This window comes from Pseudonocardia acidicola, assembly GCF_012911935.1.
Taxonomy (GTDB): domain Bacteria; phylum Actinomycetota; class Actinomycetes; order Mycobacteriales; family Pseudonocardiaceae; genus Pseudonocardia; species Pseudonocardia acidicola.
Map to the genome: position 1 here is coordinate 185,301 of NZ_JAAXLA010000001.1, position 13,795 is coordinate 199,095.

The following is a 13,795-nucleotide window of genomic DNA, read 5'->3' on the forward strand; positions in this document are numbered from 1 at the left end:
AGCACGACGACGCGTCGGCGCGGGGCGGGCATTGCTCGCCCCGCGCCTCGCGCGCCGGTGCCCCCGCGTTGTGGAGCCATGACGCAGTCAGGGGGTGCGGGTCCAGCCGCGTTGTTCCGCCTCGGTGACGATCGTTCTCAGCGCCGTGCCGAGGGTGGCCGAGGCCTCGCCGATCGCCGACGTCCGGTGCAGCACCTCCGCGGCGGTGGCGCCGTAGGTGCGCCAGGTGCCACCCGCCGCCATCCAGTTGAGCAGCACCGGCTGCAGCCGGTCGAGGGCCTTGGCGAACATCGCCTCCGGTGTCGCCCGCGCCTCGAACTCGTCCCACAGCGCCCGTAGCCGGGTGCCCTGGTCGGTGGGCAGCAGCGCGAACAGCCGGTCCGCGGCGGCCTGCTCGCGGGCCTCCTGGCCGGCCCGCGCGGCGGCGTCGTACAGCGGGGTGTCACCCGCGTAGACCTCGACGAGGTCGTGCACGAGGACCAGTTGCACGGTGTGCCCGACGTCGATCGGCCGGTCGGCGTACTCGGCCAGCAACGGCACCATCATCGCCAGGTGCCAGGAGTGCTCGGCGTCGTTCTCCCGGCGGTCGGCCGCGGCGAGCGGGGAGGCCCGCAGCACGGTCTTGAGCCGGTCGATCTCCACGATGAAGGTGAGCTGTTCCCGCAGGCGGGAGTCGAGTCCGGCGGGCAGCGGGCTGTCGTCCACGAGCAGGACGGGGGCGTCGGCGGGAAGTGGGTCGATCACCAGGGCACCGTCGCACGCCCCGGGCACGGCATGCGCACCGGTGTGACGAGGGCGGCCGCCGGTGCCGGACTCGCTCCGGCGACGGGCGGGCCGGTTCAGGTCGCCGAGCGCTCGGCCACCTGATCCTGGTGCGACGGGTTCGGGGCGCGCAGCAGCCGACGCCACTGCTCGGGGGTTCAGTGCGCCGCTGCGGCGGGGGCCACGAACTCCTCCAGCAGGCCGACGAATCGCGCCGGATCGCCGTGGAACCGGCGTATCTCGCGGGTCGGGCAGGCCCCGGTGGGCGGCGCAGGGGGGACGCATAGAGTCGGTCGGTGCCCGCTCCCACATCCGACCCGGCGCCCGATCCGACCGGTCGGTTCCGGCTGGTGCCCGCGGCGTACGTCCTGCTGCGCCGGGGTGACGAGGTGCTGCTGCAGCTGCGGCGGAACACCGGGTTCATGGACGGCCACTGGGCCACCGCGGCCGCGGGCCACGTGGAGGCCGACGAGTCCGTCCTCGCCGCGGCGTGCCGGGAGGCCGCCGAGGAGATCGGTGTCACGATCGACGCGGCCGACCTCGCCCCGTTGACCGGGATGCACCGCACCCGGGGCAACCACCGGTCCGTCGACGAGCGGGTGGACTTCTTCTTCGAGTGCCGGCGCTGGACCGGGGAACCCCGGCTGGTCGAGCCGGAGAAGGCGGCCGACCTGCGCTGGTTCGCCCTCGACGCTCTGCCCGACCCGGTGGTTCCGCACGAGCGCTACGTGTTCGACCGGCTCCGCGACGGCGATCTGCCCCCGGTGGTCACGTTCGGTTTCTGACCCTGCACGACCGGTCAGGTCGGGTGCCCGCGAACGGGTGGGCGGACAGTACGGTAGTTGAATGAGCAACACAGCGACCGACAGCGCGCTGCGGGTCTGCGCCGGCACCGCCACGGCGGGTCCGGTGCGCGAGCTGCTGCCGGCCCGGACTGTGCAGCTCGGGGCGAGCACCGAGGTGCGCAGGCTGCTGCCCAGCCTCGACCGGCGCATGGTCGGCGCGTGGTGCTTCGTCGACCACTACGGTCCCGACGACATCGCCGACGAGCCCGGGATGCAGGTCGCCCCGCACCCGCACGTCGGGCTGCAGACCGTGAGCTGGCTGCTCGACGGGGAGGTGCACCACCGCGACAGCCTGGGCGGCGACGTGCTCGTCCGCCCCGGGGAGCTCGCGCTGATGACGGCGGGGGCGGGCATCGCGCACTCCGAGCAGTCACCGGACCCGCACGCGCCGGTGCTGCACGGCGCCCAGCTGTGGATCGCACTGCCCGACGCCGACCGGGTGACGGCGCCGCGTTTCGAGCACCACCTCGACCTGCCGGTGGTCACCGACCGCGGCCTGCGCGCGACCGTCCTGCTCGGCGAGCTGGGCGGGGCGTTCTCCCCGGGCCGGCTCTACAGCCCGCTGGTCGGCGTCGACATCGCGCTGGACGCGGGCAGTGACGTGCGGATCCCGCTGGAGCCCGACTTCGAGCACGCGGTGCTGACCGTCTCCGGCGCGCCGGACATCGACGGCGAACTCGACCCCGGGACGTTCTGCTACCTGGGCTGCGGGCGCTCGGAGCTGCGGCTGCGCGCCGGTACCGACAGCCGGATGCTGCTGCTCGGCGGGGTGCCGTTCGCCGAGGAGATCGTGATGTGGTGGAACTTCGTCGGGAGCAGCGGCGAGGAGGTCGCCGCGGCGCGGGCCGACTGGCAGGCCGAGCTGGCGGGCAGCGGCGGGAACCGCTTCGGCGCGGTGTGCGGCTACGACGGCCCGGCGCTGGCCGCCCCGGAACTGCCGGCGACGCCGTTGCGCCCGCGCGGGCGGACGGCCCGCAACGCGTAGCGGTTGAGGCCGAACCACCACGGGCGCCCGAGCATGGGGCGCTGACCGGTCACCGCCACCACAACCGGCAGCGGAAGCGTCCGCCGTGACCGCGGAGTAGCGGCGGTGTCGTCCAGCCGGCGCAACTGCGGCGAACGGCGTCGAGGGCATGGCGGGATGGCGCAATCACCGGGCGCGGCCACCCGACCGCTCGGCGCGATCGCCTCGACGGCCGTCGGCGGGAGGTATCCCGGCGACGACTCTGAGACGAGTTCGCTCCCCGGCACAGAACGGCACTCTCATGACCCCGATGCAGCCTGTCCGCGACCTGGCCGACCTGACCCGCGAGGTCGCGGGCGCGGTGTGGTGGCTCGTCCTCGACGCCGCCACCGACCCGCTCCTGACTCGCGTTCGATCGGCGCCGGTTCGTCCATCGAACGATCGTCGGGGCCGTGGACAGGCCGGCCACGCGCCGCTCCGGGGATCTGCGGACCGGCGAGTGGCTGGTTGATCTCCTCAGACGGGCGCACGGCGCCCGCTGAGGCCTGGGGGCCGGTCGGCGGATGGGCGCTCCGCCATGTGGCACCGAATGATAACTGTTCGGTAACGAACTGGCGCAGGACCTAACGACTGCGTCGGCAACCCCCGAGCAGCGACTCACCCGGCGAACACGTGTTCACAGAACGGATGAGCCGATGACTGCTCCCTCGGTTGGCATGTATGGACTCATCGTGGCGGCGCTGGTCGCGCTCGTCGCGCTGGGGACGCTGCTCGCGTTCGTGGCGGGCGGCCGTGGCCGAGCCGACCGGCGCGCGCCGAGCGCGGGACGCCGCTCCCGGCCCGGGGTCTCTCGGTCGCTGCGCGGCAGCGCGAACACGCCTCGGCCGCGCCAGACCCCCCATTCCGAACCCGAGCACCACCGGCCGGGGTCTCCACACTCGGCCTGAGGGTGAGCGGCGCTTGCCCGAGCCGGGCGCCGTCGGCTGGCCGGAACGGCCCCACCGATCACGCGAGCAGGTGCTGGCCGGCCGCGGCGAGCGCGAGCGGCCCGAGGGCCCGGTGGCGCCGTCGAGGGCTGGCTTCCCGCCTGCCGGGAGTCGAGCTGTCAACGGTCGCCGGCAGGCACTACGGGCGGACGGCCCGGAACGCGTAGCGGTTGAGGCTGAAGAAGTAGTCGTCGCGGTCGCGTACGTCGGCGAGCCAGGCGTCGGCGTCGGCGCGGGTCAGCCCGTCCCGGCCGGGGACGAAGGCGGCGATCATCTCGGCGATGCCGGCGCTGTAGGTGTCCCGGGCGTAGGCCGTGTTGAGCAGCGGTACCACGTCGACCCGGACCGCGTCGAAGCCCGCGGCCCGCAGCGCAGGGCCGAGGGTGCGCGGCAGCCGCGGGTCGACCAGGTGCGCCTCCCACGCGGTGAGTACCCGGGCGTGCCGCTCCCGGTCGCGCACCTGCCAGACCACCGAGTCCCAGTCGGTGTCGAGCAGCAGCACCCGGCCGCCGGGACGCAGTACCCGGTGGATCTCGGCGAGTGCGGCCGGGATGTCGGCCACGTACTCCAGCACCTGGGTGGACACCACCACGTCGAACGGCCCGTCGGGCAGCGAGCCGGGCCCGTCGACGCCGCCGTCGGTGACGGTCACGCCCGGCCGGTCCGCGCAGCGCTGCCGGGCCATCGCGGCCATCGCCGGGCTGGGGTCCACGCCGTGCGCCAGCCCGTCCGGACCCACCCGATCAGCGATCGCCGCCAGCAACTGGCCCGGGCCGGTGCCGACGTCGAGCACCCGCTCGCCGGGCGCGAGGTCGAGCGCCGCGAGCGTGTGCTCGCGCTGACCGACGATGTCGGGAGTCGTGTACGTGCGCGCGATGCGCCGCGCGCTGGCGTCGTCGAAGGGCAGCAGGGTGCTCAGCCTGCCTCGTAGCGGGCGGCCCGGATCAGGTCCTCGACGGCGCCGCGCTGCACCCGGAACGAGCGCCCGAAGCGGACGGCAGGGAGGTTCCCGGCGTGCACCAACCGGTAGACGGTCATCTTCGAGACGCGCATCCGCTCGGCCACCTCGGCCACGGTGAGGAACGGTGCCTCGATCACGTCCGGGTGGTCCGGCACCCTTGGTCCCATTCTCCAGCCTCTCCTGCGTCGAACCGGTCGTGCCCGATCGGGCCGTGCAACGGCCGTCTCACCGTTCCGGTGTGGCGACACTAACCGACAATGCGTCACCTTCCAGGTGCGAGCAGCGACCCGGACGGGTGGAATGCAGGATGGGTCAGCGCAACGTAGCAACGCTACGTGCAGGCTACCTGCGCGTAGAGTAGTCGCGGGGGTTCCGATGGAGGGGCCCGAGGTGAGGGGAGAAACCCGACAGTGTCGTCACAAGGGTCATCGCAGGGGCCGCAGCGCAGCGCCGGATCCGAGTACCTGGCCCCCGGCCGTTTCGTGGACTCCGACTCGCCGGAGGTGCAGACGTTCGCCCGCCGCGTGGTGGGCGGCGAGACCGACCCGATCGCGATGGCCGTGCGGTTGTTCGAGGCCGTCCGCGACGAGATCTGGTACGACCCGTTCGGGCTCAGCACCGACCCGGCCGCCTACCGGGCCAGCGCCGTCGCCACCTCGAGGAGCAACTGGTGCGTCCCCAAGGCGGTGCTGCTCACCGCGGCCGCCCGCGCCGTCGGGATCCCGGCCCGGCTCGGCTTCGCCGACGTGCGCAACCACCTCAACACGCAGCGGCTGCGGGAGCGGATGGGCGGGGCCGACCTGTTCGTCTACCACGGCTACACCGACATGCTGCTCGACGACCGCTGGGTCAAGGCGACGCCGGCGTTCAACGCCGAGCTCTGCGCCCGCTTCGGGGTCGACCCGATCGCGTTCGACGGGCGCAGCGACGCACTGATGCACGAATACGCCGGGGGTGGTGAGAAGTACATGGAGTACGTCAACGACCGCGGCGTGCACACCGACCTGCCGCTGGACGAGATCTTCGCGACGTTCCGCGAGTACTACGGCGAGGCGATGTTCGGCGCCGACCGCCGCGAGCCGGCCCCGACCGACACCGACGCGTTCACCGCGCCCACCCGGATCTAGTGTGCGAGACGTGATCAGCCCTGATGACGCCGCGGTGCCCGACGACGACCCGGACGGCGACTGGACCGCGCCCGGGGTCTACCGCTGCGCCCCGGGCGTCTACCGGATTCCGCTGCCGCTGCCGAGCGACGGCCTGCGGGCGGTGAACGTCTACGCGGTGGCCGACGGCGCCGGCTGGACGTTGATCGACTCCGGCTGGGCGCTGTCCGAGGCGCGCGACCTGCTCGCCGGCGCGCTCGACCGGCTCGGCGCCGGGCTCGGCGACGTCCGGCGCTTCCTGGTCACCCACGTGCACCGCGACCACTACACCCAGGCCGTGGTGCTGCGCCGCGAGTTCGGGTCCCGGGTGCTGCTGGGCCGCGCGGAGCAACCCGGGCTGGAGGAGATCAACTACCGGGACCACGACGCCGGCCGGGTGCACCGGGAACGGCTGCGGCGCGCCGGTGCGCATCGCCTGGCCGCGCAGTTGGAGGCGACCCCGCCACCCAAGGCCGACCCGTTGCTGTGGGAGATGCCCGACGAGTGGCTGGACGACCGCGCGGTCGTCACGGTGGGCGCCGCCGGTACCGAACGGCGGCTGCAGGCCATCGAGACGCCCGGGCACACCCGCGGGCATCTGGTGTTCGCCGATGCGGCGGGCGGGCTGCTGTTCGCCGGCGACCACGTGCTGCCCACCATCACCCCGTCCATCGGGTTCGAGCCGGCCCCGCCGGCCAGCCCGCTGGCGGACTTCCTGACCTCGCTGCGGCTGCTGCGCGGCATGCCTGACGCGGCCCTGCTGCCCGCGCACGGGCCGGTCGGCCGCCGGGTGCACGAGCGGGTCGACGAGCTGCTCGAGCACCACGGGCGGCGGCTCGACGCCACGCTGCACGCGGTGAAGGAGGGCCGGTCGACGGGCGCCGAGGTGGCGGCCGCGCTGCCGTGGACGCGCCGCGAGCGCACCCTCGACGAGCTCGACCCGTTCAACGCGATGCTGGCCACGCTGGAGACCTCGGCACACCTGGACGTGCTGGCCGAGCGCGGTCTGGTGGTCACGACGGAGGAGGACGGCGTCATCCACTATCACGCAGGGTGATGCCGGTTCACTCTGTGTCGGACCCGGCGCGGTCGGCCCTGAGGCCGGTCGTACCCTCCTGCGCATGCAGCGGCCCGGATCCGTCCGGATCGAGGACAGCGCCGTCACCGGCGTGTTCACCGGGGCCGGCATCGGCGACGACGATTGGACCGCCGAACGGGTGGAGATCACCCGGGTGGCCGGTGACGGTGCCCGGCTCGGCTCGCGGGCCACGTTGCGCAACAGCTTGCTGCACGATGTCGCGCCGCGGGCGGCGGAGCGGGCCGACGTCCTGCTCCTCATCGCTCCTCGCGGACGGCAACCGGTTCCGGCGCGGCGCCACGGCCGGCCCGGTGCAGGTTCCGGCCACGTCGTTGCTCGCCGACACCACCCTCGTCGACGGCGGAGCGGTCACCGGCCGCGGCTGATCCGGCACCCGACGCATCGACGACAGGCGGTGCGCGACACGCCGTGGAGAGCACTCAGTGCTGGCTGTCTGCCGCCAAATGGGGCAGAGTGATCACCACGCAGCGACATCGACTCTCGTATCCCGGGCCCGGGACCCGGACAATCAGCAGTTCCACGGCAGCCCGACGCGGCGCGAGGACGTAGGGGAAGACGTTCCTCGTCTCGAAGCGGAGGTCTGCAGTGAGCACACGTGGCGTGGTGTTCGTCCACTCGTCGCCGACTGCGGTCTGTCCGCATGTCGAGTGGGCGATCTCTGGCGTACTCGGAACCCGAGTCACGCTGCAATGGACGCCGCAGCCGGCCGTTCCCGGTCAGTTGCGCGCGGAGTGCACCTGGTCGGGGCCACCCGGCAGCGGCGGTGCGCTGGCCGGCGCGCTGCGCGCCTGGCCGATGCTGCGCTTCGAGGTCACCGAGGAGCCGAGCCTGGGCGTCGACGGTGAACGCTTCTGTCACGCCCCGGGCCTGGGCCTGTGGAGCGGGCGGACGAGCGCCAACGGCGACATCGTGGTCGCCGAGGACCAGTTGCGTGCGCTGCTGGCCGGCGGGTCGCCCGGGCAGATCCCGGGGCGGATCAACGAGCTCCTCGGGTCGGCCTGGGATGCGGCGCTCGAGCCGTTCCGGCTGGCCGGGGACGGCGCGCCGGTCACGTGGCTGCACCAGGTCGGCTGACGCCCGTCGGTCTGGAGACGCTGAGGCTCGCCGGATCCGACGACATCCTGCACGAGGTCGGCCGCGCGACCATCACCATCCGGCCGGAGGGCGGCGAGGCGGTCACGAACACCGCGAAGTACGTCGTCGTCTGGGAACGCCGGCCGGACGGGTCGTGGGCGTGGGCCGTCGACATCTGGAACGGGGAGCCCTCCGAGTGAGCTGAGCCGCGGCGAGCGCCGGCAGGCCGGGAGGATGATCACGACTCGGTCCCGGCGCGCTGCCGTGGGCGGGCCGCCGCGCTGGGGCAGACTGCCGGGGTGCGGACACGAGCGCGGGGGGCGCTGGCCTTGACCGTCACGCTCAGCGTGCTACTCGTGGCGGGCGGTGTCGCGGCGTGGTCGCTCGGCTACCGCAGCTTCGACGGCGTCGCGCCGGCCGGTGCGGCACCTGCGGTGCCGGCCCGGGGTGCCGGGTCCCCGGTGGCCGAACTGAGCGCCGACGCCCGCGCGCACCCCGCCGGGGAGGCCGTCCGGGCACAGTTGCAGCGCTACTTCGACGCGATCAATGCCCATGACTACGCGGCCTGGACCACCACGGTGGTGCGGCAGCGCGTCGAGCAGCAGCCCCGCACGCAGTGGCTGGCAAGCCTCGACACCACGACCGACGGAACGATCCGGATCGACCGCGTCGTCGATCTCGACGGCGGCCGGGTGCTGGCCCTGGTCCGCTTCATCAGCACCCAGGACCTGTCCGACGCGCCGGCCGGCCTGCAGGCTGCTCGGATCTGCTGGCGCGGCGCACTGCCGATGAGCGGCAGCCCGCTGCGGCTGGAGGTCGGGAACGCAGGAAGCCTGCTCGGGGCGGCCTGCTAGCCAGCCCGCACGACGGAGTCGGCTACAGCGGAATGTTCCCGTGAGCGCCACGCCCCGCCGGGGCGGCGGCGAGCGCCTCGAGCAGCCGCAGCCGGGTCTGCGCCGGATCGATCACCTCGTCGACGACCCCGATCGCCAGCGCCCGGTTCACCCCACCGGCGAGTCGCTCGTGCTCCTCGGCGAGCCGGGTGTGCAGTGCGTCGCGTTCCTCCTCGGGCGCCGCGGCCAGCGCGCGCCGGTGCAGGATGCCGACCGCGGCCTTCGCACCCATCACGGCGACCTCGGCGTCCGGCCAGGCGAACACCGCCGTGGCGCCGAGCGCGCGCGAGTTCATCGCGATGTAGGCCCCGCCGAACGCCTTGCGGGTCACCAGCGTCACCCGCGGCACCACGGCCTCGGCGAACGCGTGCAGCAGCTTCGCCCCGCGGCGCACCACGCCGTCCCACTCCTGGCCGACACCGGGCAGGTAGCCCGGGACGTCGACCAGGACCAGCAGTGGGACGCCGAACGCGTCGCAGAGCCGCACGAACCGGGACGCCTTCTCCGCCGACGGCGAGTCCAGGCAGCCGCCGAGCCGGAGCGGGTTGTTCGCGATCACGCCGATCGAGCGACCCCCCAGGCGCCCGAAGCCGATCACGATGTTGGGTGCCCACTTGGGCTGCAGTTCGGTGAAGGCCGTACCCCCGGGGGCGTCGGGATCGTCGTCGAGGACCCCGCGCACCAGGGGGCGCACGTCGTACGCACGCTGCTTGCGCTCGGGCAGCATCGCGCGCAGGTCGACCGGGGTGGCGACCGCGCGGGTGTCGAACATCCCCGGCCGGGCGAAGATCCCGGTGAGCCGGCGGGCGTGGGCCAGCGCATCGGCTTCGGACTCGGCCACCACGTGCACCACGCCCGAGCGCTTGCCGTGTGCCGACGGACCGCCCAGCGACTCCTGGTCGATCTGCTCGCCGGTCACGCTGCGCACCACGTCCGGCCCGGTCACGAACACCCGGCCGTCCGGCGCCATGATCACCACATCGGTGAGTGCCGGGCCGTACGCCGCGCCGCCGGCGGCCGCCCCGAGCACCACCGACAACTGCGGGACCCGACCCGAGGCCCGCACCATCGCCGCGAACACCTGCCCGACCGCGTCGAGCGCCTCGACGCCCTCGGCCAGCCGGGCCCCACCGGAGTGCCACAGCCCGATCACCGGGACCCGCAGCCGGACCGCCGTCTCGATCGCCCCGACGATGTGCCGGCAGCCGTCCGACCCCATCGCGCCGCCCATGACCGTCGCGTCCGTGCAGAACGCGACCACCTTCGCCCCGTCTATGCGGCCGTGCGCGGCGAGCACCCCGGAGGAGTCCTGCGGCCGCATCGGGGTGAGGGTGCCGTCGTCGAACAGGGCCTCGAGCCGGGCCAGCGGATCACGCGGGTCGCGCGGCCGCTCCTGAGCGACGACGGGATCGGGATGGGCGGCCAGGGCGGTCATCCGAACTCCTGGTGACTGGAAGGTGTTCTTCTCGCAGGTGGCCCGGACCTCGCGGATCAGGCCTTGGTGAAGGCCAGGGCGACGTTGTGCCCGCCGAAGCCGAACGAGTCGTTCACCGCGGCGGTCAGGTCGACCTTGCGCGGCTCCCCGGTGACGACGTCGAGCTGGACGCCGGGATCGAGCTCGTCGATGTTCAGCGACGCCGGGATGACCCCGTCGCGGACCGAGAGCATGGCGATGATCCCCTCGACCGCACCCGCGGCACCGACCAGGTGACCCAGCGCCGACTTCGGTGCGGTCAGCACCGGGTGGTCGCCGAGGGCCTTGCGGACCGCCACCGTCTCGCCCACGTCGCCGGCCACCGTCGAGGTGGCGTGGCAGTTCACGTGCCCCACGTCGGACGGCTCGAGTCCGGCTGTGCGGACCGCGGCCGAGATGGCACGTGCCTGCCCCGAGCCCTCCGGGTCCGGGCCGGTGATGTGGTAGGCGTCCGAGGTGATGCCGATGCCGGCGAGCTTGCCGTGCACCGTCGCCCCGCGGGCGGCGGCGAACTCGGCGCGCTCGAGCACCATGATCCCGGAGCCCTCCCCGAGCACGAAGCCGTCGCGGGCGACGTCGAAGGGCCGCGAGGCCTTCTCCGGCTCGTCGTTGCGCTGGCTCAGCGTCCGGGCCTGCACGAAGCCGGCCACGGTGATCCCGGTGATGCACGCCTCTGCGCCACCGGCCACCACCACGTCGACCTCACCGGCGCGCAGCAGCCGCCAGGCCCAGGCCAGCGCCTCGGCTCCGGATGCGCAGGCCGACGCCGGAGCGTGCACCCCGCCGCGCGCCCCGAGCTCGAGGCTGACCATCGCGGCCGGGCCGTTGGGCATGAGCATCGGGACGGTCAGCGGGGAGACCTTGCGCAGGCCGTCGTTCTCCAGCAGGTCGTCCTGGTTGAGCAGCGTGACGGCGCCGCCGATCCCGGTGCCGATGACCACCGCGAGCCGCTCCGGCTCGACCTCGGGGGCACCGGCGTGCTGCCAGGCCTCCCGGGCGGCGATCACCGCGACCTGCTCGCAGCGGTCCATCCGGCGGGCCTGCACGCGCGGCAGCACCTCGGACGGGTCGACGGCGAGCTGCGCGGAGATCTTGACCGGCAGGTCGTGCTTGGCCACCCAGTCGCCCTGGGTCAGGCCGATCCCGGACTTCCCGGCGAGCAGGGCGTCCCAGGTCGACGCGGCGTCCCCGCCCAGCGGGGTCGTCGCGCCGTACCCGGTGACGACGACGTCAGGTGCCGTCACTGGTTCTTCGCGATGTAGTCCACCGCGTCGCCCACCGTCTTGAGCTCGGCGAGCTGGTCGTCGGGGATCTTCACACCGAACCGATCCTCGGCCTGCACAGCGATCTCGACCATGGACAGCGAGTCGATGTCCAGGTCGTCGACGAACGACTTCTCGGTGGTCACGTCGGCCGTGTCGATGCCGGCGACCTCCTCGACGATCTCGGCGAGGCCGCTGAGGATCTCGGTGTTGTCAGCCACGGTGTTCTCCTTCTGGTGGGAAATCTCAGGTCTCGGTCAGGGACAGACGACGACCTGTCCCGCGTAGGACAGGCCTGCGCCGAAGCCTACGAGTAGGACGTTCTCGCCGGTGCGCACCCGGCCCTCGGCGCGCATGTGATCCAGTGCGAGCGGGATCGAGGCCGAGGACGTGTTACCGGAGTGCACGATGTCGTCGGCCACCCGCATGTCCTCGCGCGCGCCCTTGGCCCGTAGCCGCTTGGCGACCGCCTCGACGATGCGCAGGTTGGCCTGGTGCGGGACGAGCACGTCGATGTCGGCCGGAGTGAGGCCGGCGAGCTCGACCGCGCGCAGCGCCACCGGGGCGATCTTCGTGGTGGCCCAGCGGAAGACCGCCTGACCCTCCTGGTAGAGCTTGTTCGTCTCGCTCCGGATCTCGATGGCGGATGCGAGATCTCCGGCGCTGCCCCAGGCGACCGGGCCGATGCCGACCTGCTCCTCGCCCGCAGCGGCGCCGACCACGGCGGCGCCCGCGCCGTCGGCGAAGATGATGCAGGTCGAGCGGTCGTCCCAGTCGATCCAGTCCGACAGCTTCTCGGCTCCGATGACCAGCACGTTCTGTGCCGAGCCGGCCCGGATCAGGTCGGAGGCGGTGCCGAGGGCGTAGCAGAACCCGGCGCACGCGGCGTTGAGGTCGAACGCGCCCGGCGCGGTGATGCCGACCCGCTCGGCGGTCTGCGCGGCGGCGTTGGGGATCGAGTTGGGCATCGTGCAGGTCGCGACGATGACGGTGTCCACGTCGGACCCGGTGAGTCCGGCGTCCTTGAGCGCCCGGGCCCCGGCCTCGGACGCCATGTCGACCAGGCTCAGGCCGGGCTCGGCGATGCGGCGCTCGGCGATTCCGACCCGCTCGCGGATCCACTGGTCGTTGGTGTCGACGCGCTGGGCCAGGTCGTCGTTGGTGACGACCTTCTCCGGCTGGAAGCTGCCGATGCCGAGAATGCGGGCGCCGGGGGCGCTCGGGGGGAGACGGAAGCCGCCACTCATCGCTGGTCCTCCGATCGGCCGGCGTGTTCGGCGATGAGCTCGACGGCGGCGTCGAGCTCATCGGGGGTCTTGAGGGCCAGTGTCGCGGTACCCTTCAGCTCGCGCTTGACCAGCCCCACCAGCGTGCCGGCCGGCGGCAGCTCGATCACCGCGGTCACCCCCAGTTCGCGCAACGTCGCCATGCACTTGTCCCACCGGACCGGGCGGGTCACCTGTGCCACCAGCCGGCCGAGCGCATCGGCGCCGGTCGTGACGACCGCACCCTCGGCGTTCGAGAGCAGGGGCCGCCCGGGGTCGGCCGGATCCACCGACGCGGCGTGCGTGCGCAGCGCTTCCTCGGCCGGCGCCATGAACCGGGTGTGGAACGCCCCCGCCACCGGCAGCCCGATCACCCGGGCCCGCTCCGGCGGGTTCTCGGCCAGTGCGGCGAGCGCCCCGGTCGGACCGGCGGCCACGATCTGCCCGGCGCCGTTGCGGTTGGCCGGGTCGAGCCCCAGCTCGGCCAGCCGTGCGACGACCTCCTCGGGCTTGCCGCCGAGCACCGCACTCATTCCGGTGGGTTCCAGCGCGCAGGCGGCGGCCATCTCGCGGCCGCGGACCGCGGCGAGGGCGACGGCGGCGTCGGCGGAGAGGACCCCGGCGACGGCGGCCGCGGCGAGCTCCCCGACGGAGTGCCCCGCGGTCGGCGCCGACGCCGGCAGTTCGATCTTGGCAGCGAGCCGCCGCGCGGCCAGCAGCGCGGTGGCGACGACCAGCGGCTGAGTCACCGCGGTGTCCTTGATCTCGTCGGCGTCGGCGGTGGTCCCGAGCCGTCGCAGATCCAGTCCGGTGGCGTCGGACCAGGCGTCGAGCATGCGCTCAGCGGCGGGATCGTCCAACCAGGGGGAGAGCATGCCCGGGGTCTGCGAACCCTGCCCGGGCGCGAGCAACGCGATCACATCGGGGAGCAAACACTGCCGCGGGCGCGAAGTGGGATACCGCCACGCACGAACTCGGCCATGTGCCTTTGGAGGTTTCCCACAAGAACCTGGGGCCGGGCTGCGCTCCGAGCAGGCGATGGCGGGATGTCTTTGTAGGGTCGAG

General features: G+C 73.4%; 16 protein-coding genes. 7 read left to right on the forward strand and 9 right to left on the reverse strand.

All coding sequences use genetic code 11. The features are described from left to right. Positions 1 to 87: 87 nt before the first annotated feature. Positions 88 to 744 (reverse strand): HD domain-containing protein, encoded by a 657-nt coding sequence (locus HF526_RS00840; RefSeq protein WP_338051201.1) that lies wholly within the window; start codon positions 742 to 744, stop codon positions 88 to 90. Between the two features lie 314 nt (positions 745 to 1,058). Here HF526_RS00840 and HF526_RS00845 point away from each other — a divergent pair, with 314 nt between their 5' ends. Beyond that, positions 1,059 to 1,547 (forward strand): NUDIX domain-containing protein, encoded by a 489-nt coding sequence (locus HF526_RS00845; RefSeq protein WP_169379242.1) that lies wholly within the window; start codon positions 1,059 to 1,061, stop codon positions 1,545 to 1,547. A gap of 61 nt (positions 1,548 to 1,608) precedes the next feature. Continuing rightward, on the forward strand, positions 1,609 to 2,592 hold the full coding sequence (locus HF526_RS00850; protein ID WP_169379243.1) for a pirin family protein: 984 nt from the start codon (positions 1,609 to 1,611) through the stop codon (positions 2,590 to 2,592). Positions 2,593 to 3,696: 1,104 nt separating this feature from the next. Here HF526_RS00850 and HF526_RS00855 read toward each other — a convergent pair. Both HF526_RS00855 and HF526_RS00860 read right to left on the reverse strand, forming a co-directional pair. Further along, entirely contained in the window at positions 3,697 to 4,476 is a 780-nt protein-coding gene (locus HF526_RS00855; RefSeq protein ID WP_169379295.1) for a methyltransferase domain-containing protein, read from the reverse strand. Further along, positions 4,473 to 4,685: a helix-turn-helix domain-containing protein gene (locus HF526_RS00860; protein WP_169379244.1), complete on the reverse strand. Its 213-nt coding sequence runs from the start codon at positions 4,683 to 4,685 to the stop codon at positions 4,473 to 4,475. The genes HF526_RS00855 and HF526_RS00860 overlap by 4 nt, the downstream gene beginning before the upstream one ends. A gap of 243 nt (positions 4,686 to 4,928) precedes the next feature. Between HF526_RS00860 and HF526_RS00865 the strand changes: the two genes are divergently transcribed. Then, positions 4,929 to 5,645, forward strand: a complete 717-nt coding sequence (locus HF526_RS00865) for a transglutaminase domain-containing protein (RefSeq protein ID WP_169379245.1) — start codon at positions 4,929 to 4,931, stop codon at positions 5,643 to 5,645. Positions 5,646 to 5,655: 10 nt separating this feature from the next. Further along, a complete protein-coding gene (locus HF526_RS00870) occupies positions 5,656 to 6,720 on the forward strand; it encodes an MBL fold metallo-hydrolase (protein ID WP_338051202.1) in 1,065 nt (354 codons plus the stop codon). Positions 6,721 to 6,727: 7 nt separating this feature from the next. Here the strand turns inward: HF526_RS00870 and HF526_RS00875 are convergent, their stop codons facing one another. Next, positions 6,728 to 7,087 (reverse strand): hypothetical protein, encoded by a 360-nt coding sequence (locus HF526_RS00875; RefSeq protein ID WP_169379246.1) that lies wholly within the window; start codon positions 7,085 to 7,087, stop codon positions 6,728 to 6,730. Between the two features lie 260 nt (positions 7,088 to 7,347). Between HF526_RS00875 and HF526_RS00880 the strand changes: the two genes are divergently transcribed. The 3 genes from HF526_RS00880 to HF526_RS00890 all read left to right on the forward strand — a co-directional run bounded on the left by HF526_RS00880 (position 7,348) and on the right by HF526_RS00890 (position 8,690). Next, the gene (locus tag HF526_RS00880) at positions 7,348 to 7,836 is read left to right on the forward strand and encodes a DUF3145 family protein (protein WP_169379247.1); all 489 of its coding nucleotides are present in this window, start codon (positions 7,348 to 7,350) and stop codon (positions 7,834 to 7,836) included. Then, positions 7,815 to 8,036 (forward strand): YybH family protein, encoded by a 222-nt coding sequence (locus HF526_RS00885; protein ID WP_169379248.1) that lies wholly within the window; start codon positions 7,815 to 7,817, stop codon positions 8,034 to 8,036. The genes HF526_RS00880 and HF526_RS00885 overlap by 22 nt, the downstream gene beginning before the upstream one ends. 99 nt (positions 8,037 to 8,135) lie before the next feature. After that, positions 8,136 to 8,690: a hypothetical protein gene (locus HF526_RS00890; protein ID WP_169379249.1), complete on the forward strand. Its 555-nt coding sequence runs from the start codon at positions 8,136 to 8,138 to the stop codon at positions 8,688 to 8,690. 22 nt (positions 8,691 to 8,712) lie between these two features. On the opposite strand, the gene HF526_RS00895 is transcribed toward HF526_RS00890, so the two are convergent. Genes HF526_RS00895 through HF526_RS00915 form a run of 5 tightly spaced genes read right to left on the reverse strand, consistent with a single transcriptional unit; the run spans position 8,713 to position 13,650 of the window. After that, entirely contained in the window at positions 8,713 to 10,164 is a 1,452-nt protein-coding gene (locus tag HF526_RS00895) for an acyl-CoA carboxylase subunit beta (protein ID WP_169379250.1), read from the reverse strand. A 56-nt stretch (positions 10,165 to 10,220) separates the two neighbouring features. Then, positions 10,221 to 11,447 carry a beta-ketoacyl-ACP synthase II gene (locus tag HF526_RS00900; protein WP_169379251.1) on the reverse strand — a complete coding sequence of 409 codons (1,227 nt, stop codon included), beginning with the start codon at positions 11,445 to 11,447 and terminating at the stop codon, positions 10,221 to 10,223. Continuing rightward, positions 11,444 to 11,686, reverse strand: coding sequence for an acyl carrier protein (locus HF526_RS00905; protein ID WP_169379252.1), 243 nt, complete (start codon positions 11,684 to 11,686; stop codon positions 11,444 to 11,446). Before HF526_RS00905 ends, HF526_RS00900 begins: the two co-directional genes overlap by 4 nt. A gap of 36 nt (positions 11,687 to 11,722) precedes the next feature. Next, positions 11,723 to 12,712 carry a beta-ketoacyl-ACP synthase III gene (locus HF526_RS00910; RefSeq protein ID WP_169379253.1) on the reverse strand — a complete coding sequence of 330 codons (990 nt, stop codon included), beginning with the start codon at positions 12,710 to 12,712 and terminating at the stop codon, positions 11,723 to 11,725. After that, the gene (locus HF526_RS00915) at positions 12,709 to 13,650 is read right to left on the reverse strand and encodes an acyltransferase domain-containing protein (RefSeq protein WP_169379254.1); all 942 of its coding nucleotides are present in this window, start codon (positions 13,648 to 13,650) and stop codon (positions 12,709 to 12,711) included. Before HF526_RS00915 ends, HF526_RS00910 begins: the two co-directional genes overlap by 4 nt. Positions 13,651 to 13,795 lie beyond the last annotated feature (145 nt).

What these genes read in the sequence shown, in the direction of transcription:
- HF526_RS00895 (WP_169379250.1), bottom strand. Translation starts at nt 10,164, where the DNA reads ATGACCGCCCTGGCCGCCCATCCCGATCCCGTCGTCGCTCAGGAGCGG.
- HF526_RS00910 (WP_169379253.1), bottom strand. Translation starts at nt 12,712, where the DNA reads ATGAGTGGCGGCTTCCGTCTCCCCCCGAGCGCCCCCGGCGCCCGCATT.
- HF526_RS00850 (WP_169379243.1), top strand. Translation starts at nt 1,609, where the DNA reads ATGAGCAACACAGCGACCGACAGCGCGCTGCGGGTCTGCGCCGGCACC.
- HF526_RS00860 (WP_169379244.1), bottom strand. Translation starts at nt 4,685, where the DNA reads ATGGGACCAAGGGTGCCGGACCACCCGGACGTGATCGAGGCACCGTTC.